Raw genomic sequence first — 21,238 nt, 5'->3', positions numbered from 1 at the left:
GGTTTTATCCTGTGTGCTGCAGGTATCTTTGCGCGCTTCAGGTGGGGGCGAAAGGGGAAACGCCAATTTCTGCGCCGGTTTGCCGCAACGGGAGGGCGGCTGAAAATTTTTTCGCGGTTTTGCGACGGAAGCGCGGGCTTGGGGCGTTTTTCCTGTGCATCGGGCAGCAAGAGGCTGCCGCTGAACAAAGGAAAGACGATATGAAACACGTCAAGTTCATCGCCCTGATCGTGGCTGCTGCAGGCATGACCGCAGGCAGTGCTGTACTGGCCAAGGGCTTTGGCCATCATGGGCCGAAGATGTCCTTTGAGGAGATTGACGCAGATGGCAACGGTGAGGTCAGCAAGGCCGAAATCGAGGCCATGAAGGAGGCGCGTTTTGCCAAGGCGGACGCGGATGGCGACGGCAAGCTGACGCTGGACGAGATGCAGGCGCATGCGCAGGCGCGGGCGAACGAACGTGCTGCGCATATGCTGGAACGCTTTGACAAGGATGGCGATGGCGCGTTGAGTAAGGACGAGCTGCCGCAGCCGCGCCGGGCGGGCAAGATGTTCGACCGGATGGATGCCGATGGCAGCGGCGGGATTTCGAAGGAAGAATTCGAGGACGCCCGGATGCGCCACGGCGGCAAGCACCGGCATGGGGATGAAACGGAGCAGAACTGATCGCTGAGGCGTGCTGCATAACGCGGAAATATCGCGGCGCCGGGCCCCTGATGCGGGTCCGGCAGCCATGAGTGCATCGGCGGGGGAGGCTTCCGACGATGCGCTTCTGGTGCTTTATGCCAATGGCGACAGCCGGGCGGCAGCAGAGCTGACCGCGCGGCTGGGGCCGCGGGTATTCGGCGTGGCGATGCGGGTGATGGGGATCCGCGCGGAGGCCGAAGATGTGACCCAGGAAGCGATGCTGCGGCTTTGGAAGATGGCGCCGGACTGGCGGCCGGGGGAGGCGCAGGTGTCGACCTGGCTGTACCGGGTGGCGATGAACCTGTGCATCGACCGCAAGCGGCGCGCCCGCGGCGGCCATGTGGATCTGGATGCGGTGCCGGAACCGCCGGACCCGGGCCGCTCAGCCGCGGAGCAGCTGCAGGAGGGTGCGCGGCAGGATGCGCTGCAGGCGGCGCTGATGCAACTGCCGGAGCGGCAGCGTCAGGCGGTGGTGCTGCGGCACCTGGAAGAGCTTTCGAACCCGGAGATTGCCGGGATCATGGACATCAGCACCGAGGCGGTGGAAAGTCTCACCGCCCGGGGCAAACGGGCGCTGGCTGCGGCCTTGGCCGGGCGGCGCGAAGAGTTGGGGTATAGCGATGGCTGACACGGATAAATCACTGCAGGAACTGGACGGCCTGTTTGCTGAGGCACGCAGCACGCCGCCCGTGCTGCCGGATCATCTGAGTGCTGCCATCCTGGCGGATGCGGCGCGTGTGCAGCCGGAATACCAGCCTGCAGAGCCGGCACGGCAGCCGCTGTGGCGGCAGCTGGCGGAGGCGCTGGGCGGCTGGCCGGCCCTGGGCGGGCTGGCAGCGGCCAGCGCCGCGGGCCTGTGGATCGGCCTGGCGCCGCCCTCGTTCATGCCGGACCCTGTGGCACTGGCCGGATATGAGGACAGCAGCACCGCCTTTGCGGACGGCAGCTATGACATGGCGCTGATGCTGAGCGAGGACCTGCAATGACTGCGGAGGCAAAACCCAAGATGAAGCTGTGGCTGAAACTGCTGCTGGCGGGATCGCTGGCGCTGAACCTGGCTGTGATCGGCATCGCGGCCGGGGCCGCCTGGCGGTTCAGCGGCAAGGACAGGCACTGGCAGCGGCCGCCGTCGGTGGGGGCGATGATTTTCCGTGAGCTGGACCGCGATACCCGCAAGGCGCTGCGGCAGCAGGCGGGGGGAGATCACGGCAGCTTTGTCCAGCGCCGCCGTGCGGAAGGCGCCGCGGTGGTGGCAGCGCTGCGCAGCGAAGCATTCGATGCGCCCGCGCTGCTGGCACTGATGCAGGCGCAGGCCGAGGAACGTCACGCGTTCCACACCAAGGTGCAGCAAGCCTGGGTGAAGAAGCTGGAAGAGATGGCGCCGCAGGAGCGGATGGACTTCGCGGACCGCCTGGAGGAGCGGATGCAGCGCCGCGGCAAGGGCAAGCGGCACGGCTGGCGCGAGGCAGAATAGCCTTCGGGAAAAGTTCGGCCGGTTCCCGGACGCCGGAACCGGCGGGAACGCAAGGGCTTGCTTTCTGCGTGCGGGCGAGTGCAGCACCTCAGGATTGAACCTTCTGCGCGCTCCGATTGCAAAAGCGCTGGTTTGGCCGCAGGCAAAGCAATCCGCCGTTGCTTTGGAGGGTTCCCGTGACAAGGATTTGTTTCGGAGCACGGCGGTCCTGTGCCCGGCACCGGCAAGGCAGCCTGGTGCTGAAGGTTCGGCTGTCAGGTCTCCGGGGAACTGCGATGGGGGCAGAATGGAAAACAGCAGTCAGGCCGCAGCGGTCATTCAGGCGATAGCGGAGTGCCGGGACTTGTTGCCGCAGGAAAAAATCAGGCATCTCCTTGCCAGCGGAAATGAGCTTTTCAAAACCTCCTCCGCTCTGGTGAGCAGGGTTCAGGGCAGTAAATATGTTGTCGAGTACTGCGTCTCGCAGGAAGCCGAGGTTGATCCCGGCACAGAGTTCAGCCTGGGAGACACCTACTGTGTTCACACCTTGCGGTCGGAGGCGCCGCTGGCCTTTCATCAGGCGGGCAGTTCGGAGATAGCCGGGCATCCCTGTTATGACATGTTCCGGCTTGAGACCTACATCGGTGCGCCAGTCAAAATCGGAGGTGCGGCCTGGGGGACCGTGAACTTCACAGCCATTGAGGCGCGGGAGCCGTTTGAAGAGGCAGACCTGGAAATGATGGCGGCGCTGTGCGACGCCGTTGCCAGTGAATTGGTTGCCTCCGGTCAGGCGGCCTCAGTGCATGCGGGCGACAAGGTTACCTGATTGCGGCCCGCGTTCTTGGCATCATAAAGCGCCTGATCCGCCTTTTCGACCAGCACAGCAGTGCTGCCGCCGTGGCCAGCGCCGCCCATGACCGCGCCGACGCTGATCGTGACCTTGACCGGTTCGGCAGCACCCGGCACCTGAAACGGGGTGCCGTTGATTGCATTGCACAGGGCAATGGCCGCGAGGCTGGCTTCCGCCTCGGTGGCGCCGGGCAGCACCGCCATGAACTCCTCGCCGCCGACGCGGGCCAGCAGGTCCGCCGGACCCAGCACTGCCTGCATGCGGCGGGCGGCCTCGATCAGCACGGCATCGCCTGCCGGGKGGCCATAGAGGTCATTGATCCGCTTGAAGTGGTCGAGATCGGCCAGCATGACGGCGAATTTTTCGCCGGTCTCGGAAGCTGAATGCGCCACCCGGTCCAGGAAAGGCTTGGCGTAGCGGCGGTTGTAGAGGCCGGTCATCGGGTCCAGGTTGGCTGCGCGCAAGCCATTGCGGACGCTGTCGCGCATCAGGTCGTTGCGGGCTTTCTGCTGCAGCTGCATGTTCAGGCGCAGGGCAAGCTCTTCGACATCGAACCCGGTTTGCAGCACGTCGTGGGCGCCGCGGTCCAGCGCCTCTGCCGCGATATGCGGATCGGCGGGATTGGGCACGGCAATGACCACTGATTTGCGGGTGGCAGCGCGGGCGCGCAGGTCGGCCAGCAGGCGCAGGCCGGGGCCGGCCGACGCCTCGTTCAGTTCAATGATGATGGCATCTGCCACCGGCGCCTGCATCAGGCCCTGAATGTCGCTGATGGCGTGGCTGCGAAGCGCATAGGGCAGGCTGGAGGACAGGCGGTCGCGCCAAGCCATGGCGGTGCGCGGGTCCTCGGCCACCAGGGCAACGGTGGCATTGCGCAGGCTCTCGGCGCCAGCACGGTCGCACAGCGGCAGGATGAAGCCCTGCGAGGCGTCGCGCTGCAGGTTCAGCTCCTCGCTGGCGCTGCGCGCGCGCAGCAGGCTGCGGATGCGGGCCTGCAGGATCACGTCGTCCACCGGCTGCTGCAGCACATCGTCAATGCCTGCGGCCAGTGCCTGCAGCCGGGCCTGGTGGCCCTCCCAGTCGGAAACCGCGATCACCGGCAGATCGGCAAGCGATTCATCCGCTGCCAGCGTGCGTTTGACATCTGCAGCGGTGCCATCGGGCAGCGACATCGCTGTGAGCACAAGGTCGGGGCGGCAGTTGCGGGCGGCCTGCAGCACCTCTGCCACGCTGCCGGCCTGCACGGCATCGTAGTAGGCAGCCGCCAGCTGCACCTTCAGCATGATGCGGTTGGTGGAGACGCCGTCGATGACCAGGATAGTGCCTTGCACGCGGTATCCTTTCGCCCCTTGCAAATCCTATGATTTCCAATTTTGCTGAGACTGGTTAAAAAAACCTTTCAGATTTTTACTAAATTGGCTGCAATGCGGCAGGAGTGTGGAGAACATGCGGATTTCCGCTGATGGGGCAGAGACACTGGCGCTGAAGGCTTTGGCCTGGCTGGCCGGAAATGACGAGCTTTTACCGGTCTTTCTGGGTGCCACCGGCGCCAGCGAAGCGGATCTGCGGGCGCAAGCGGCGGAACCGGCTTTCCTGGGCTCGGTGCTTGATTTTCTGACGATGGACGACGCCTGGGTGATGCAGTTCTGCGATTCCGAAGGGCTGGCCTATGAGATGCCGATGCAGGCGCGGATGTCGCTTCCGGGCGGAGAACAGGTGAACTGGACTTGAGAATGGCGCGGAGCGGCCCTAGGTTCGGCTCAAATTTCAGCGGATGAGGACCCGCCATGCCGGTAGATGCTTTCCTGTTCGACAAGGACGGAACCCTGTTCGACTTCGCCGCCACCTGGGACAGCTGGGCGGCGGACTTGCTTGAAACCCTCTCGCAAGGGAACATTTCCTGCAAGAAAGCGATGGCCAAGGCGATCAGCTATGATCTGGAGCGTGCGGCGTTCAATCCGGACAGCCTGGTAATTGCCAGCTCCAACGATGAGGTGGCAGAGGCGCTTGCACCTTATGTCGAGCATATGAGCCTTGCCGAGCTTACAGATTATCTTGCTCAGAGCGCGTCAGCTGCAGATCTGGCACCGGCGGTGCCGCTGGCAGCGTTCCTTGATGGCCTGCTGGCGCGCGGCAAGGTGCTGGGGGTGATGACCAATGACGCCGAGGTCTCAGCCAAAAGCCAGCTGCAGCGGGCCGGCGTGCTGGACCGCTTTGCCTTTGTCGCGGGCTGCGACAGCGGCCACGGCGCCAAGCCGGACCCGGACCCTCTGCTGGCGTTCTGCAAAGCCGCGGGCGTTTCCCCGGACCGGACCGCCATGGTCGGTGACAGCCGCCATGACATGGAAGCAGGCGCCGCGGCGGGGATGCAGCGGATTGCTGTGCTGACCGGAATGGCCCTGCGCGAGGAGCTGCTGCCGCACGCGGATATCGTGCTGCCGGACATCGGCCATATTCCCGGCTGGCTGGACCGCTGAGTCCCTGGAGTTCCGCTGCTGATTCCCGCAATTCCACAGGGAAGTGAGCATTCGGCCGGCGCACTGCCCTTGTGCGCCGGCTTTTTTATGTGCCAGGCTAGGCACAAGTGTACAGAAATACTCCGGCCCGGCGCTTGATGCGGAGAAAGCGACAAGGGGGGTCGTGAACGGACAGGTTCAGGCACCCGGGAATGGCGCAGTGTTTGCCTGTCAGCACGTGATAATTCGGACCCAGGGGAGGGCGGCATGGCAGAGACAGGCACACGCAAACGGCGCGGCGGGGGAAGGGCAGGCGCGGCAGCCCGGCGCGGGAGTGCAGTCCTGGAACAGATGCCCTGGAACCCGCCCCGCAACATCGACCGTCCCATTGAACCGCTGAGCGAAGAGGGGGTTCAGGCCATCCACGATGGCGCCATGCGCATCCTCGAAGAGATCGGCATCCAGTTTTTCAACGAGGAAGCGCTGGGGATCTTCAAGCAGGCGGGCGTGAAGGTTGAGGGCGACCTGGTCCGGATGGACCGGGACTTTGTCATGGAAATGGTGGCGAAGGCGCCGCGGCAGTGGACCCTCACGCCACGCAACCCGGAACGCCAGATCACCGTCGGCGGCGACGTCATGCTGTTCGGAAACGTGTCCTCACCGCCGAACTACTGGGACCTGGAGCAGAACAAGAAGACAGCGGGCACCCGTGAGCAATGCCGCAACCTTCTGAAGCTGACCCAGTATTTCAACTGCATCCACTTTGCCGGCGGCTATCCGGTGGAGCCGGTGGACATCCATGCCTCTGTGCGCCATCTGGATGTGCTTTATGACAAGCTGACGCTGACCGACAAGGCGATGCATGCTTACAGCCTGGGCAAGGAGCGGGTCGAGGACGTGATGGAGATGGTCCGCATCGCGGGCGGCCACAGCCATGAGGAGTTCGACGCCAGCCCGAAGATGTACACCAACATCAACTCCACCTCGCCGCTGAAGCATGATGAGCCGATGATCGACGGCTCGCTGAGGCTGTGCCGCCGCGGCCAGGGGGTGGTGGTGACGCCGTTCACGCTGGCAGGCGCAATGGCGCCGGTGACCATGGCGGGGGCAGTGGCGCAATCCATCGCGGAATCGCTGTGCGCAATCGCGCTGTTCCAGTATGTGGCACCGGGCTGCCCGGTGGCGATCGGCACTTTCACCTCCAATGTGGACATGAAATCCGGCGCGCCTGCCTTTGGTACCCCGGAGTACATGCGCTCAACCCAGATGACCGGCCAGATGGCGCGTTTTTACGGGCTGCCGATGCGGGCCTCCGGCGTCTGCGCGGCCAATGTTCCGGACGGGCAGGCGATGTGGGAGACTTCCAACTCGCTGTGGTCCGCGGTGCAGTCTGGCGCCAACATGATCTATCACGCGGCCGGCTGGCTGGAGGGCGGGCTGATCGCAAGCCCCGAGAAGTTCATCATGGACTGCGAAGTGCTGCAAATGATCCAGCGCTACATGGACCCGGCGGTCAACGCCACCGGACCGGAGGAAATCGCCCTGGATGCGATCAGGGAGGTGGGCAACGACGGCCATTTCTTTGGAATCCAGCACACCCAAGACCGCTACACCACGGCGTTTTATCAGCCGTTCCTGAGCGATTGGCGCAATTTTGAGGCTTGGGAGGCCGCAGGCGCCACCTGGACCGCGGAGCGCGCCCACAAGATGTTCAAGGAAATCATCGGGTCCTTCGAGGAGCCGCCAATGGATGCGGCAATCCGGGAAGAGCTGGCGGATTTCGTGGCCCGGCGCAAGGCTGAGGGCGGGGCGCCCACCGACTTCTGAAATTAACTACAGTGGTTGCTGAAGCGGAGGCCGGGCCTCCGCTTTTTTTTGCGGACGCCGGCCGGGTGGTGAAAATCCGCCGGGCATGCCGGCGGATTGTGCCGCGGGATTGCCACTGCGGGCGGGCGGGTACAGTAATACAGGCAGTTGTCAGCGCCGGAAGAGGTTGGCCGGCACTCCGGTTGGATTATAATGGCCGGGCTTTGCGCAGAATTGGTTGGTGAGATTGAGAGTGCAGGTTTCGTGCTAGGGGAAGAAAAAGCGGGATTTTCAGACGCTGGACGCTCAACTGGTCTGCTTTGTTGTGCCTTTCTTAACCAGCAGGCGTCAAGACTGTGGCATAGGCAAAGAGGGGCCATTGCATGCACGGTCTGATCAACAGGGCGATTCAGGCTTTTGTGACGAGTACCTACGGGGCGGATCGCTGGGAAGAGGTCATGGAGCAGGCCGGACTCGGTTTCACCGAGTTCGAAGCAATGCTGTACTACACCGAGGAGCAGTCCGGCAGCATGCTGACGGCGATGGAGACGGTGCTGGCCCGGCCGCTGCCCGAAATGCTGGAAGACATGGGCACCTTTCTGGTGTCGAACCCGCAGGTGGAAGCGCTGCGGCGGCTGCTGCGCTTTGGCGGCGTGAACTATGTGGAATTCCTGCACTCCCTGGATGACCTGCCGGACCGTGCCAGGCTGGCGGTGTCCGATTTGCACCTGCCGGGACTGGAGCTGCTGGAACAGGCGCCGGATCAGTTTGAGCTGATCTGCCAGCCGGGGCTGCCTGGATACGCCCATGTCCTGATGGGGGTTCTGCGGGCGATGGCGGATGATTACGGCGATCTGGTCTTCCTGGATCACAGCGGCACCCACGGCGGCGCAGAGGTGATTTCCATCACCCTGGTGGAAACAAAATTCGCCGCCGGGCGGGAGTTTGACTTGGGGGCTCATACGTTATGATGACACTCCAGCAGCTGACCGGAATGGCAGATGTCGTCTGTCCGATGTTTGTGATCGTTGACCATAAGGGCCGGATCGTTTCGGCCGGGCCAACCCTGAAGAAGCTGCGCCCGCAGCTGAAATGGGAAGGGCGGCGGTTTTTCCGGGTGTTTGACCTGTCCCGGCCCCGCTCGGTCCGGTCAGTCGAGGATCTGCTGGGAACCGCCGGCAGCAAACTGCATTTGCACTTCCGGGATGCGCCGCAGACGGGCCTCAAGGGGGTGTGCACACCGTTGCCGGACGGGCAGGGCGCCTTTCTGAATCTGTCCTTCGGTATTTCGGTGCTGGAGGCGGTGCGCGACTACGACCTGACAAGCGCCGATTTTTCCCCCACAGACCTGACCATCGAGATGCTGTATCTGGTTGAGGCGAAATCAGCCGCGATGGAAGCATCGCGCCAGCTGAACCTGCGGCTGCAGGGGGCCAAAATCGCCGCCGAAGAACAGGCCTTCACCGATACGCTGACCGGGCTCAAGAACCGCCGGGCGATGGACCACATCCTGGCCCGGCTGATCGGCAGCGGCCGCGAGTTCGCGCTGATGCATCTGGATCTGGATTTCTTCAAGCAGGTCAATGACACGCTGGGCCATGCCGCCGGGGATGCTGTGCTGCAGCAGGCGGCGCGGATCATGGTGGAATGCACCCGCCAGTCCGACACGGTGGCCCGTGTCGGCGGCGATGAATTTGTGATGATCCTCGAGGGGGTTCTGGATACCGGAAGGCTTGCCGCGATTGCCAAGCGGTTGATTCAGCGGCTGGAGGAACCAGTGCCGTTCGGCGGCCGGAGCTGCCGGATTTCCGCCAGTGCAGGCACGACGATGTCCACCTGGCAAAAGGTGCCGGATGCCCAGGAATTGCTGAACCAGGCTGATCTCGCGCTTTACGCTGCCAAGCGCGCCGGGCGGGCGCAGCATTGCTTCTACCGCGAGGGTATGGAGAAAACCGGCGGAACAGCTGCGGAGGCTGAGGCGTCTGCCCGTCAACTTGCAGCCCGTGGCCCTGCCAAGTGACACAGGCTGCGGATGTTCTGCGGAGGGGGCGGCGCAGCAGTTCTGCCCTTTTGCTGAGCAGGGCAGGTTTGCGGCAGCGTAGTGCCTCCGGCTCATGACCGCTTGGTGACCTTTGCCGCAGTTTGCCGGGGGCGCCAAAACGGAGCATAGAGCTTAATCAGGTAATTTCCGCACCTGCTTCCTGCCGGAGGCGAGTGTATTTGAATTGTGCGGAAGAAGTGGCAGCCCGTAGGGGAATCGAACCCCTCTTTCCAGGTTGAAAACCTGGCGTCCTAACCGATAGACGAACGGGCCACTCTGTGTGTGAGGCGCTGTTTACTGACTGCACCGCGCGGGCGCAAGGGGCTTTTTGCAGAAATGCGAAGATTTTCCAGCTGCCGGGCTGGCAGGATAAGCCCATATATTAAAACAAAAAACACCATTACTGCAGGTCAACTGTAAAGGCGCGTTGCCTGAGGCGGTGCTGAATTTCCTGTTCTGGCGGCGGTTTTCCGGGGTTGCTTGTGATGGAGCAGTGCCATTTCGGGATTTTGATGAATTGCGGATTCGCAGCTGGTGCCGCGCTGTTGCAAGGACTGCGTCCGGCCTGGCTCCGGGGATTGGCGGAAGATCCGAAGACGGATCCGCTGCACACTGCGCATTTGCAGAAACAGCTTCACTTGATTACCCGTTTGCGCACTTGCCGGGGACTGCGGGCCAATTGGGCGCCCGGTTTCAGGCAGTCCTGCAGCGGAGGGCATATTCGGATATGCAGTCACTCCCGAATCCGTTGCCCGCAAGAGTATTGCAAGGGCGGTACCAATTACCGGCTGGTCTGCGATTTTGCTCAAAAGACCTCTTGCGACGGACTGCCGAAGGATGGTAAGCGCGGTTTCACAGCTCGGCGCCCCTATAGCTCAGCTGGTAGAGCAACTGATTTGTAATCAGTAGGTCCGCGGTTCGAGTCCGTGTGGGGGCACCACTTATTTCATATAAAGTGCTGAAATATAAGAGGTTTGCAGCCTTCTATTTCTGAGCGGCATACTTATTTACCTGCACAGTCGGGTAATGAAGATGACGAGCACCACAGTGAAATCCCTCAAGCAGGACAATCGCTCTAGCAATTGTGTCTGCTGGCAGTGTGTCCGAAGATCCTGGAGAGGATGGCCGCCAAGCGGCGGTTTATCGCGGTTGTTGGATGGACCCGGCAGGAAGCCAGCGTTTGTGGCGTTCCCTGAGAAAACCAAAGCTGCCTCGCTGATTAGGGCGCGTGGCCGCGGTACTTGTTTGAAATCGCGGATACAGCTGCTTTGGTTTCCGGCGGCAGGTCCGGCTGCTCCAGTTCTGCCAGCATAACCTTGAGGTCGCCGTCAATGCGCTCCAGAAGGTCCTGATCCGCCAGCCCGGTGTTGCTCAGCGGGATGTTCGGGCCGAAATAGCGGGAGTTCCAGACCTGCGTCCGGCAGTTGTCGACGGTGTGCTGATGGGCGAGGAAATTGCCGGTGGGGCCGACCTCGCGGATCAGATCGACGGCCATCTGCTCGGCCGAGATTTCCAAGCCCTGCCACATCTTGCGCAGCAGGCCAGCAAGGTCGTCGCACAGCAAGAGCGCATGCGGCGAGTAGGTCAGGCCCTGATCGAGGGAGCCCATGTAATCGATCGTGGCGGGGCGGTTGTAGAACATCTGGGTCATGTTCGAGGAGATTTCCCAGACCGCATCCTGGTTGAAGCGGCGGGCGACCGAACAGCCGCCGATGCCGGTCAGCGAGGGGAAACCCAGCGAGCGGCGCACCTGGCACATCGCCATGTCGGCGACCGAGGTCTGGGAGAAGCTGCCGATAGCGCCGGTGGCCGGTTCCATGAAGTTCACGTCGGAGCAGCCTACGCAGAAGCTGCCTTCGGCGGCCAGCTGGCCCAGGACGATAGCCGCGAAATCCGTCATCAGCGCATGGGTGATGCAGCCGGCCAGGGTGATGGGGGAGGATGCGCCGCCGATGGGCAGGGTGCCGACACCGACCGGGATGCCCGCCCGCGCGGCGGTGATGATCTGTTCCGAGTGGATCCGCGCCAGGTTGACTGGCAGCGGCGTGATCAGATGCAGGAAATAGGGCTTGTCCCGCAGCGCCTCAGGCGATCCGCGCAGAGCAGCCGCCATTTCGATCACTGCCTCCAGCGATGAGGGGTGTTCGCAGAGGTATTCCAGCGGTTTGATGGTGTTTTCCATCAAGCAGGCAAACTCGTCGATTTCGCCGAACTGGTTTGATTCCTCGACATTCTTCACGGCGATGCAGACGCCGTCGACATTCGGCAGCTTGTCCGCGATCCGGGTGATCAGGGCGAGGTCTTCCCGCGTCGAGGGGCGCGGCTCTCCGGTGTCCTCGTCGTAAACGGCGATGCAGGTCATGCCGGGCATGAACCAGGTGTGGTTGCAGTCGATCGTGATGGGGTTTTCGCCGTTGCGGTCCCACAGCATGGTATTGCGGGCCGCGGTTTCCAGCGCGCGGCGGGTCACGGTTTCCGGAATTGTCACAATGCCATCGTCCGACTGGCTGCAGCCGGCGTTGCGCAGCAGGCTGTCGGCCTCGCCGCCCGGCTCGAACACAACACCGGAGGTGGCCAGCAATTCAACCGCGGTGTCCACGATCCTGTCCACCTGTGTCTGGGTCAGCGGCGTGTAGGCTGGCGTGGCCAGGGAGTGCGGGCCTTTGCTGGCGGGAATGTCAGTCGAAAGGGGAGATCTTCTGCGGCTTCTGGCGCGGCGCATTATGTCCATCCTTTGAGTTTGAGTGATCGCTCAAACTTGGCGCGGAAATCCGGGTTTGTCCAGCCTGCAGAATACTCTCGGCGGAAATATTTTATTTGAGCGCTCAAATAAAAAATGCTATTGATTCCCGTCAGAGGGAAGGAGACCCGTATGAAGGACGAAGTGCTGATTCAGTCTGATCCCAGAGCCGGCCGCACCGGATTGCCCGCCTGGAGCTACTTCAATCCGGAACTGCTGGAGGAAGAAAAGGAGCACCTGTTCCGTCGGCATTGGCAGCTTGTGTGCCACGTGAACGACGTGCCGGAGCCAGGCGATTACATGACCGCCGAATTCGTGGGCGAGCGGGCGCTGGTTGTGCGCGGCAAGGACGGCAATGTCCGCGCTTTCCACAACTTGTGCCGCCACCGCGGCAGCCGCGTGCTGGCCGAGGAGAAGGGGCAGTGTAAAAATGCGATCATCTGTCCGTTCCACGGCTGGGTCTACAATCTGGACGGCACCCTGCGGGGAGCTGCCCGGCCCGAGACGCTGCCGGATCTGGACCCGGTGGAATGGGGCTTGAAGCCGGTGGAAATGGATATCTGGCAAGGGTTTGTCTTTGTCCGTTTCAAGCCCGGGCCGCAGCCTCCGGTCTCGGAGATCATGGCACGTTTCGACGAGGAGGTCGCGCCTTATGGCCTGGACACCATCCTGCCGGACGGAGCGGGGATCGCCTTGACCGAAATCGAGGCAAACTGGAAATGCGTGCGTGACGTCGACAATGAGGGCTACCATGTGCCGCTGGCGCATCCCGGCCTGCACGACCTGTTCGGCAGCAATTACGCCGATGAATCCTTCAGCGAGGGAGTTGCGCGCTCCTACGGGGGCTTCCGCGGCGGCGACGGGCGCCTTTGGAGTGTACGGAAGTACAAATCTCTGCTGCCCCAGACGGATATGCCTGACGGGGTTGCCGAGACCACTTGGCTCTATCTCGCCCTGTTCCCGAATCTTGTGTTCGGAGTCTACCCGGATTCGGTCATTTTCTACCACGAGTTCCCGGTTGAAAACGGCCGCACCATCCAGCGCAGCGCCTGCTACAAGCGGCCTGGCGAAGACCGGCTGATGCGCGCCGCGCGCTATCTCAGCGGGCGCATCGACCGGATCACCTCGAAAGAGGACGAGCAGTTGATCGAATGGTGCTGGGAGGCGGCGTTCTCCAGTGCTTATGATGGGGTTATCCTTTCCGATTTGGAGAATGGCGTGCGCAGCTACCACGATGAATTGCGCAAGATATTCCCGGTTCTCGACCATGACGAACCGGAACCCGGGCAGCTGAAGGCCCGCAACGCGGAACTGCTTGCGCAGCTTGACAAGACATGAATGGAGGGCGCCGCCAAGGCACTGGCGGCGCCCTATTAACGGGGCAGGAGGACCCAGGAATGTTAACAGGAGAGAGGCGCCAAGGCCTCGCTTTGATCAGCCCGACTTTGCTCTATTCGCTGCTGATGCTGGCCGCACCCCTGATAATGGTGCTGACGTTCAGCTTCTGGACCCAGAACTATCTGGAGCTCGATACCACTCTCACGCTGGATAATTACCGGGAGGCCTGGAGCAAGCCGATCTACAGCACCTTGATCTTCCGCTCGCTGAAGATCTCGCTGATCGTCACGCTGGTGACCGTGGTTCTGGCCTTTCCGATTGCCTATTACCTGTCTTTCCACGTCAAGCAGCGCAAAGCGCTGTGGCTGTTCCTGATCACGGTTCCGTTCTGGACCAGTTATCTGCTGCGGGTGTTCCTGTGGAAGGTGATCCTGGGCTACAACGGCGTGCTCAACACCGCGCTGAAAGGGCTGGGCATCATTGAGGAGCCGCTGACCTTCCTGCTGTACAACGCCAACGCCGTGGTGCTGACGCTGGCCCATGCCTGGGCGCCGTTTGCGATCCTGCCGATCTTCGTGGCGCTGGAGAAAATCGACCGCTCGCTGCTGGAGGCGGCCGAGGACCTGGGCGACGGCCCGGTGCGGCGGTTCTTCCGGATCACTCTGCCGCTGGCAATGCCGGGCGTGGTCGCCTCCACGCTGATCGTATTGATCCCGACTATTGGCGATTTCATCACCCCCAAGCTGGTCGGCGGCACCGACGGGCTGATGATCGCCAACATGATCCAGATTCAGTTCGGCAAGGCGAATAACGCGCCGCTGGGCGCCGCGCTGGCGCTGTCGTCAATGCTGATCGTGGCGAGCATCAGCGCGGTCATCTTCCTGCTTGGCAAACGGTTCGGGGGCAAAGTTCAATGAAGTCCGCACTGAAGTCTCTCCCGTCCAAATGGCTGGCCGTTTACGCGGTTGCCTACATGGTGTTTCTCTATGCGCCGGTGATCCTGCTGCCGATGTTCGCGTTCAACGATGCGACGGTCATCTCCTTTCCGCTGACCGGGTTCACGGCAAAGTGGTTCGGCGTGCTGTGGCAGACCGAAGCGCTGCATGGCGCGGTGCGGAATTCGCTGGTGGTCGGCCTGTCGTCGGCGGTGCTGAGCACCGTGCTGGGCGCCTGCGCCGCGCGGGCCGCCGCCCGCTACCGGTTTCCGCTCAAGCGCGGCATCATGAGCTTCATCCTGCTGCCGCTGGTGCTGCCGGAAATCATCGTGGCGGTGGCACTGCTGGTCCTGCTGATGCAGCTGGGCATGCCGCTGTCGCTGGTGACTGTGGTCCTGGGCCATGTGCTGATCTGCACGCCGTTTGCGATTGCGATCCTGAGCTCGGCCTTCCAGGGGCTTGATCAAAGCCTTGAAGAAGCATCTTTTGATCTGGGTGAAACCCGCTGGGGCACGTTCCGGCGGGTGATCCTGCCGCTAGTGATGCCGGGAGTGGTGTCGAGCCTGCTGATCACCTTCACCATTTCGCTCGATGAGTTCATCATCGCGTTCTTCCTGACCGGCACCGAAGTCACGCTGCCGGTCTACATCTGGAGCCAGCTGCGCTTCCCTGGAAAGCTGCCGTCAGTGATGGCGCTGGGGACGATCCTGCTGGTCCTGTCCGTCCTGCTCCTGATCCTGGCCGAGTGGTTCCGCCGCCGGTCCGCCAGAAAACAGGGTATCGAAGCTTCAGCCACCGGAGGATTTGCCTGACATGACGTCCCCGCTCCCCAAGCCTATCATCGATCTGAAAGGCATCACCAAGTCATTCGGGACCTTTCAGGCATTGAAAGGCATCGACGCAACCATCAACGAGGGTGAGTTCTTCTCCCTGCTGGGACCCTCGGGGTGCGGCAAGACCACCCTGCTGCGGATGATCGCCGGGTTTGAGATGCCGTCAAGCGGCACCATTATGATCGGCGGCAAGAACATGGCGGGGGTTCCGGCCAACCGGCGCCCCACCAATATGGTATTCCAGTCCTATGCCATTTTTCCGCATTTAACTGTGGCAGAGAACGTCGGCTATGGCCTCAAGACCCGCAAGCTGCCAAAGGCGGAAATTGCCCGCGAGGTGGAGCAGGCGTTGAATATGGTGGACCTGGGCGGCCTGGGCGCCCGCGCTGCGCATGAGTTGTCAGGCGGCCAGCGCCAGAGGGTAGCGCTGGCCCGGGCGCTGGTTATGAAGCCGAAAGTGGTGCTGCTGGATGAGCCGCTGTCGGCGCTGGACAAGAAGCTGCGTGATCAGATGCAGGTCGAATTGCGCCAGCTGCAGCAGAAGCTCGGCATCACCTTCATCCTGGTGACCCACGACCAGGAGGAGGCGCTGACGATGTCCGACCGGATTGCGGTGATGTTCGAAGGCCGGATTGCCCAGCTCGCCACTCCGGAACAGCTGTACCGCCGTCCTGTCGACCGGCGCGTCGCCTCCTTCATCGGGGTTATGAACTTCCTCGATGCCCGCGCCACCGGGCCGATCAACGGCCATCTGGCGCTCGACATTCCTGCGCTAGGCAGCATTGCGCTGCCGTCGGCCCAGATCCCCGAGGGGCTGGATCCGGGGCGGCTGAATTCAATCGGCATCCGGCCGGAGATGCTGACAATTCTGTTTGACGGCAATGAGCACGCCGAACAGGTGGCCAGGGGAGAGGTGACCGGCACCGCCTATTACGGCGATATGACCTATTACAGCGTGCGCTTGCCCGGCCATGCCGAGGATGTGACCATCTCGATGCGCAACACTGCGGGCCGGTCGATCGTGCCTGCGGGCAGCACAGTGCCGGTTGGCTGGGGCGCGGATTCGATCGTGCTGTTCCAATAGAGCAGGGTCCGCGCCTCTGCGGCGGTGCGGGCAAAGTTTAGGCTGTCAGAGAAGCCCATTCATAAAACGCCCCGCCGGATTGGCGGGGCGTTTTCATGTTCACCGGGAGCCGTAAGCCGGAGTCAGAAACCGGCTTTGATCAGCTCGAATTCGGCAATCATCTTCTCGCGCAGTTCGGAAGGCACCGGCGCTTGCCACAGGGTTTTGGTCTTCAGGTCTTCGCTGATCTCAAGCCCCATTGCGGTAAGGTCCTCGGCGTTCATTTCCGCCATTGCCTTGGCATTGCCGTGGCCATAGCCCCAGTTGTTCACCAGGTAGTTTGCCGTCTTCGGTTCCAGCCAGGCGTTGATGAAATCATAGAACTTGTCCTCGGACCCCGGTGCATCGGCTAATTTGGCATAGCCGCAGACCCAGCTGGACGCGCCCTCATCCGTATCGCGTTTGATCGCGATCGGGTGGCCTTCGTAGCTCATCGTTGAATAGGTCTCGTTCCAGGCCCAGGCCAGGTAGACCTCGCCGCTTTGCATCAGCTGCGCCAGCGAGGCGCCGTCGGACCAGTAGGTGCGAACGTTCTGGTGAACGGCGCGCAGGAATTCCGAGGCCGCCTGGAACTGCTCATCCGTGGCATTTGTCCAGTCCTTGACGCCGGTGGCCAGGAATGCCAGCGCATAGGCGTCGTCAACATTGTCACCGATCGAGATGCGGCCCTGGTGCTTGGGGTCCGCGAAGGCGTGCAAGGAGGCCACGTCCGCGTCGCTCAGATGGTCACTGTGATAGGTGACCGCCGTGTTGCCCCAGTCCGCCGGGATGAAGTAGCTCTGCCCGTCCTTGGTGTATGCCTTAATGTCGCGGAAGCTGGGCTCAAGTTCATCCCACCGTTCGATCTTGGACGTGTCCAGGGGCGCGAGCAGGCCGGCTTCGATCCATTTCGGCACCGACTGCGAACACGGGTGCACTGCGTCGGCGCGGAACCCGGAGCGCAGTTTCTGAAAGGCCTCCTCCTCGTCGCCGAAGAAGGCGAAGGTCGGGCTGTCGCCGTGTTCGTCGATATAGGCGGCGAAGAACTCCGGGTCCTCGTAACCGGCCCAATCGAACACCGTCAGGTCTGCATCGGCGGCCAGGCCGGACCCTGCCTGAAGCGACAAAACCATGCCAAGCGCAGTGGCTGTTTTCAAAATTTTCATGAAAGTCTCCCTGTTGCCGCGGCCCTGTTTTCCCGTCTTTGCCCTCTTCGGCACGGGCATGGCCGTGATAAGGAAAAGGTTAGGAGGGAAACCGGCTTGACTCAAGAATTATTTGAGCGCTCAATTAAATTGAGAAGTGAGGCCAGCCTATCGAAGGGTAAAGACTGATGCGCGATCCCCGCCATGACATCCTGTTCCAGCCATTGAAAATCGGTCCCGTGGAGACGAGGAACCGGTTTTACCAGGTGCCGCACTGTGCCGGAATGGGCTGGCGGCGGCCGCGGACGGTGGCGGCGATGCGCGGAATGAAGGCGGAAGGCGGCTGGGGGGTGGTGAATACCGAGTTCTGCTCGATCCACCCGACCTCGGACAACGACTATTACCCCTATGCTGCGCTGTGGGATGAGGATGACATCCGCGCCAACCGGCTGATGACGGACGCTGTGCATGAGCATGGCGCGCTGGCCGGGGTGGAGCTGTGGATCGGCGGTGGCATGGTGACCAATTTCGGCACCCGGCTGGCGCCCTTGGGCATGCGCAATCGGCTGCAGACGGATTCTACAGTGCTGCATCCGGGGCAGGCCAGAAAGATCGACCGGGAGGACATCCGGAACATCCGCAACTGGCACCGCGATGCCGCGCTGCGGGCGGTCGAGGCGGGGTTTGATATCGTTTATGTCTATGCCACCCATGGCTACCTGCTGTCGGAATTCCTCGACCCGGTGAACAACACCCGCAGCGATGAATACGGCGGCAGCCTGGAAAACCGGTTGCGGCTGGTGCGCGAGCTGATCGAGGAAACCAAGGAGGCGGTTGGCCACAAATGCGCCGTCGCCACCCGGTTCAGCGTCGGGCTCGAGGATGCGGAAAGCTATGACGCCTTTGCCATGCTGGCGGACCTGCCGGACCTGTGGGATCTGGTGGTGCCGGACTACAGCGTCGAGATGGGCGCGAGCCGGTTTGTAAAGGAAGCGTCTTTCACCGGCAGCATTGCGCAGGCGAAATCGCTGACCTCGAAACCGGTGGTGGCGGTGGGGCGGTACACCTCGCCGGACACCATGGCGCAGGTGATCCGCCAGGGCGGGCAGGACCTGATTGGCGCGGCGCGGCCGTCGATTGCTGATCCGTTCCTGCCGAAGAAGATCGAAGAGGGGCGCAGCGGGGACATCCGCGAATGCATCGGCTGCAACATCTGCTACGCGCATGACTCGCTGGGGGTGCCGCTGCGCTGCACCCAGAACCCGACCATGGGCGAGGAATGGCGCCAAGGCTGGCACCCGGAAAAGACCGGGCGCAGCGAGGCGCCGGAGAAGGTGCTGGTGGTTGGCGCCGGGCCCGCCGGGCTGGAGGCTGCCCGGGTGCTGGGCGAGCGCGGCCATTCGGTGATGCTGGCCGAGGCGCGCCGTGTCCTCGGTGGCCGCGTCACCCGCGAATCCCGCTTGCCGGGGATGATGGAATGGGCCCGCGTGCGCGACTGGCGGGTCGGGCAGATCGAAAAGCTGACCAATGTGGAGGTCTACCCGGAAAGCCCGCTGGAGGCGGCGGATGTGCTGGACCTGGGTGTCTCGCATGTGATTGCCGCTACCGGGGCGGTCTGGGCAACGGATACCATCGGGCGGCACTCCGACACCGGGCTGGAAGAAGAAGTGCCCGGCATGATCGTGTCTGCCGAGACCGTGCTGAACGGGGAGCCGCTCGATGCCGGTCATGTGTTGATCTATGACGATGACCACTACTACCTCGGCTCGGTCCTGGCGCTGCAGCTGCGCAAGGAAGGGCACCGGGTCACCCTGGTGACGCCTGCAGGCCGCCCCTGCGACTGGGGGCAGTGGACCACGGAGGTCTACCAGTCCAATGCGGCGCTGATCGAGGCGGGCGTTGCGGTGGTGCCCAACCGGATGCTGGTGGCCGCGCAGCAGGGCGAAGCGGTGCTGGCGTGCATGTTCTCGGACGCGCGCAGCCCCCTTGCCTGCGATGCCATCATTCCGCTCACCCGCCGCCTGCCGGTTCTGGGCCTGTACGAAGGGCTGAAGGCAATGGGGGAGGGGCTGGGGGAAGCCGGGATCAAGTCGGTGACCCGGATCGGCGATGCCGAGGCCCCGCATATTATCGCCGCCGCCGTGCAAAGCGGCTACCGCGCGGCGATGGACCTGGGGCAGGAGGTTGATCTGGCCAAGAAGTACGGGCGCCGAGAGCACACTGTGTAAGGGGGCTTACTTCATAAGGTTCCGGTTTCGCGGCAGTGGCCTCGGAACTGGGGATTTTCCGTAGGTAACTGGGAGAAGAGTGGCGCGCCAATTGGACTGCGGAGTGCGAGGATGGCCCCATGCCCGGCGGCGGGGCAGCGCCGGGAACAAAAAGGGCGGGCGCCGGGACCACCGTTTGCGCCCGCCAGTTCGGGAGGGGTGACGGGAACCTGTGCCACCCGGGTCCGCTTCAGGCTGCCAGCTGCGCCTCAACCTGCTGGATGGCACGCTCCAGGATGTCGAACATCTCGTCGATTTGGTCCAGGGTGATGATCAGCGGCGGCGAAAACACCGCCATGTTGATCAGTGGGCGCACGATCAGGCCCATCTCCTCGCAGGCATCATCAATCATTGAACCGAGCCTGCGTTCGGCCTCCAGATCCTCTGCCTGGCATTCGATGCAGCCCAGCAGCCCCTCGCCGCGTGCGTCACCAACAATATCGAATCTCATCAGATCGCGCAGGCGCGCCTGGAAATGCGGGGTGACGGCACGGACATGCTCAAGAATGCCCTCGCGCTCGATGATCTCGATGTTCTTCAGCGCCGCGACGCAGGACACCGGATGGCCCGAATAAGTGTAACCGTTGGTGAAGGAAGAGGGGGTGCCCAGATGGCTCATCTGCTCCATCACCCTGTCGGAGATGATGCAGGCCCCCAGCGGCAGGTAACCGGAAGTCAGGCCCTTGGCGCAGGTGATCATGTCGGGCTGGATGCCAAAGACCTCCTCGGACGCGAACCAGTGGCCGAGGCGGCCAAAGCCTGTCACCACCTCATCAGAGATGTAGAGGATGTCATTTGCGCGGCACAGCTCCCAGGTGCGCTTGTGGTAGCCGGGCGCGGGCACGATGACCCCGCCGGAGGACAGGATCGGTTCGGCGATGAAAGCGCCGATCTTGTCCGCGCCGATTTCCGCGATGGCGTTTTCCAGATCCGCGACCTTGGCATCGCACCAGTCCTCGACGCTCATCCCGGCGGGGCGGCGGTAGGGGTTCACGTCGGGCAGGAAATGCACCAGCCGGGTTTCGAAATCGAAATGGCTCTTGTCGCGCTCCTTGCCGGTCACCGAATGGGCCAGGTAGGTGGAGCCGTGGTAGCCCTTCTCGCGGGCGATGATCGTCTTTTTCTGCGGCTCGCCGCGGCGGTTGTTCATGTACTGCATGGTGCGCAGCGCGGTATCCACCGCGGTTGAACCGCCGGTGGTGAAGAAGACGTTGTTCAAATCGCCCGGCGCCATGTCCGCGATCTTGCGGGCCAGCACCGCCGAGGGCTCGGTGGTGTTGGTGAAGGGGGAGGTATAGGGCAGCTTCATCACCTGCGCGGCGATGGCGTCGGCCATCTCCTGGCGGCCATAGCCGATCTGGGTGCACCACATGCCGCCGGGGCCGTCGATATAGCGCTTGCCTGCGCTGTCCCACATGTGGATGCCCTCAGCGGTCTCCACCAGCATGTTGTCATAGCCGCGCCAGTCATCCATCGCCATCCAGGGATGCAGCTGGTGGGTGCGGTCCCACTCATGCAGCTTTTCCGGGCTGGGTTCGTTTGCAAACGTGTTCGGTTTCATCTTGGTCATTAAAGCACCTGATCCG

The 21,238-nt window shown here is 62.8% G+C and carries 20 protein-coding genes and 2 tRNA genes; 16 read left to right on the top strand and 6 right to left on the bottom strand.

All coding sequences use genetic code 11. The annotated features are described in order from the left end of the window. Positions 1-209, bottom strand: a 209-nt coding sequence (locus A9D60_RS26790; protein WP_217492030.1) for a hypothetical protein, incomplete at its 3' end; no start/stop codon positions are given. Here A9D60_RS26790 and A9D60_RS03565 point away from each other — a divergent pair. The 5 genes from A9D60_RS03565 (at position 201) to A9D60_RS03545 (ending at position 2,965) form a co-directional block, all read left to right on the top strand. Beyond that, a complete protein-coding gene (locus A9D60_RS03565; RefSeq protein WP_065266335.1) occupies positions 201-665 on the top strand; it encodes an EF-hand domain-containing protein in 465 nt (154 codons plus the stop codon). The two genes, A9D60_RS26790 and A9D60_RS03565, sit on opposite strands and share 9 nt — an antisense overlap. 67 nt (positions 666-732) lie before the next feature. After that, positions 733-1,314: an RNA polymerase sigma factor gene (locus tag A9D60_RS03560; RefSeq protein WP_065266344.1), complete on the top strand. Its 582-nt coding sequence runs from the start codon at positions 733-735 to the stop codon at positions 1,312-1,314. After that, entirely contained in the window at positions 1,307-1,672 is a 366-nt protein-coding gene (locus A9D60_RS03555; RefSeq protein WP_083194091.1) for a hypothetical protein, read from the top strand. The genes A9D60_RS03560 and A9D60_RS03555 overlap by 8 nt, the downstream gene beginning before the upstream one ends. Further along, positions 1,669-2,160 (top strand): periplasmic heavy metal sensor, encoded by a 492-nt coding sequence (locus A9D60_RS03550; RefSeq protein WP_065266334.1) that lies wholly within the window; start codon positions 1,669-1,671, stop codon positions 2,158-2,160. The genes A9D60_RS03555 and A9D60_RS03550 overlap by 4 nt, the downstream gene beginning before the upstream one ends. 286 nt (positions 2,161-2,446) lie before the next feature. Next, positions 2,447-2,965, top strand: coding sequence for a GAF domain-containing protein (locus A9D60_RS03545; protein ID WP_065266333.1), 519 nt, complete (start codon positions 2,447-2,449; stop codon positions 2,963-2,965). Here A9D60_RS03545 and A9D60_RS03540 read toward each other — a convergent pair. After that, the gene (locus tag A9D60_RS03540; protein ID WP_065266343.1) at positions 2,926-4,320 is read right to left on the bottom strand and encodes a diguanylate cyclase domain-containing protein; all 1,395 of its coding nucleotides are present in this window, start codon (positions 4,318-4,320) and stop codon (positions 2,926-2,928) included. The genes A9D60_RS03545 and A9D60_RS03540 overlap by 40 nt on opposite strands. A 115-nt stretch (positions 4,321-4,435) precedes the next feature. Between A9D60_RS03540 and A9D60_RS03535 the strand changes: the two genes are divergently transcribed. From A9D60_RS03535 to A9D60_RS03515, 5 genes are all read left to right on the top strand, one after another. Next, a complete protein-coding gene (locus A9D60_RS03535; RefSeq protein ID WP_065266332.1) occupies positions 4,436-4,720 on the top strand; it encodes a DUF3572 domain-containing protein in 285 nt (94 codons plus the stop codon). 56 nt (positions 4,721-4,776) lie between these two features. Then, a complete protein-coding gene (locus A9D60_RS03530) occupies positions 4,777-5,466 on the top strand; it encodes an HAD family hydrolase (protein WP_065266331.1) in 690 nt (229 codons plus the stop codon). Between the two features lie 246 nt (positions 5,467-5,712). Further along, positions 5,713-7,272: a trimethylamine methyltransferase family protein gene (locus A9D60_RS03525; protein ID WP_065266330.1), complete on the top strand. Its 1,560-nt coding sequence runs from the start codon at positions 5,713-5,715 to the stop codon at positions 7,270-7,272. Positions 7,273-7,634: 362 nt separating this feature from the next. Continuing rightward, complete coding sequence (locus A9D60_RS03520) at positions 7,635-8,222, top strand: heme NO-binding domain-containing protein (protein ID WP_065266329.1); 588 nt, start codon at positions 7,635-7,637, stop codon at positions 8,220-8,222. Beyond that, entirely contained in the window at positions 8,219-9,271 is a 1,053-nt protein-coding gene (locus A9D60_RS03515) for a GGDEF domain-containing protein (protein WP_065266328.1), read from the top strand. The genes A9D60_RS03520 and A9D60_RS03515 overlap by 4 nt, the downstream gene beginning before the upstream one ends. Before the next feature lie 219 nt (positions 9,272-9,490). Here the strand turns inward: A9D60_RS03515 and A9D60_RS03510 are convergent. Further along, positions 9,491-9,565 (bottom strand) — tRNA-Glu (locus tag A9D60_RS03510). Positions 9,566-10,156: 591 nt separating this feature from the next. On the opposite strand from A9D60_RS03510, the gene A9D60_RS03505 reads away from it, so the two are divergent. Next, positions 10,157-10,232, top strand: a tRNA-Thr gene (locus A9D60_RS03505). 279 nt (positions 10,233-10,511) lie between these two features. On the opposite strand, the gene A9D60_RS03500 is transcribed toward A9D60_RS03505, so the two are convergent. Beyond that, positions 10,512-12,014: a trimethylamine methyltransferase family protein gene (locus A9D60_RS03500; RefSeq protein ID WP_175392880.1), complete on the bottom strand. Its 1,503-nt coding sequence runs from the start codon at positions 12,012-12,014 to the stop codon at positions 10,512-10,514. 150 nt (positions 12,015-12,164) lie between these two features. Between A9D60_RS03500 and A9D60_RS03495 the strand changes: the two genes are divergently transcribed. From A9D60_RS03495 to A9D60_RS03480, 4 genes are read left to right on the top strand one after another with little or no spacing between them, the layout of a single operon-like run. After that, entirely contained in the window at positions 12,165-13,370 is a 1,206-nt protein-coding gene (locus A9D60_RS03495) for an aromatic ring-hydroxylating oxygenase subunit alpha (RefSeq protein WP_065266326.1), read from the top strand. Positions 13,371-13,429: 59 nt separating this feature from the next. Further along, entirely contained in the window at positions 13,430-14,287 is an 858-nt protein-coding gene (locus A9D60_RS03490) for an ABC transporter permease (protein WP_065266325.1), read from the top strand. Further along, a complete protein-coding gene (locus A9D60_RS03485; protein WP_065266324.1) occupies positions 14,284-15,117 on the top strand; it encodes an ABC transporter permease in 834 nt (277 codons plus the stop codon). Before A9D60_RS03490 ends, A9D60_RS03485 begins: the two co-directional genes overlap by 4 nt. A gap of 1 nt (position 15,118) precedes the next feature. Beyond that, positions 15,119-16,222, top strand: coding sequence for an ABC transporter ATP-binding protein (locus A9D60_RS03480; RefSeq protein ID WP_065266323.1), 1,104 nt, complete (start codon positions 15,119-15,121; stop codon positions 16,220-16,222). A gap of 122 nt (positions 16,223-16,344) precedes the next feature. Here the strand turns inward: A9D60_RS03480 and A9D60_RS03475 are convergent, their stop codons facing one another. After that, the gene (locus A9D60_RS03475; protein ID WP_065266322.1) at positions 16,345-17,406 is read right to left on the bottom strand and encodes an extracellular solute-binding protein; all 1,062 of its coding nucleotides are present in this window, start codon (positions 17,404-17,406) and stop codon (positions 16,345-16,347) included. Positions 17,407-17,573: 167 nt separating this feature from the next. Here A9D60_RS03475 and A9D60_RS03470 point away from each other — a divergent pair, with 167 nt between their 5' ends. Then, positions 17,574-19,613: an oxidoreductase gene (locus A9D60_RS03470; protein WP_254656620.1), complete on the top strand. Its 2,040-nt coding sequence runs from the start codon at positions 17,574-17,576 to the stop codon at positions 19,611-19,613. A gap of 229 nt (positions 19,614-19,842) precedes the next feature. On the opposite strand, the gene A9D60_RS03465 is transcribed toward A9D60_RS03470, so the two are convergent. Then, entirely contained in the window at positions 19,843-21,213 is a 1,371-nt protein-coding gene (locus tag A9D60_RS03465) for an aminotransferase (protein WP_141117803.1), read from the bottom strand. Positions 21,214-21,238: the final 25 nt, after the last annotated feature.

It is taken from the genome of Leisingera sp. JC1, from assembly GCF_001679925.1.
In the GTDB taxonomy this organism is placed as follows: domain Bacteria; phylum Pseudomonadota; class Alphaproteobacteria; order Rhodobacterales; family Rhodobacteraceae; genus Leisingera.
This window is presented reverse-complemented; position numbering and strand designations above follow the sequence as displayed.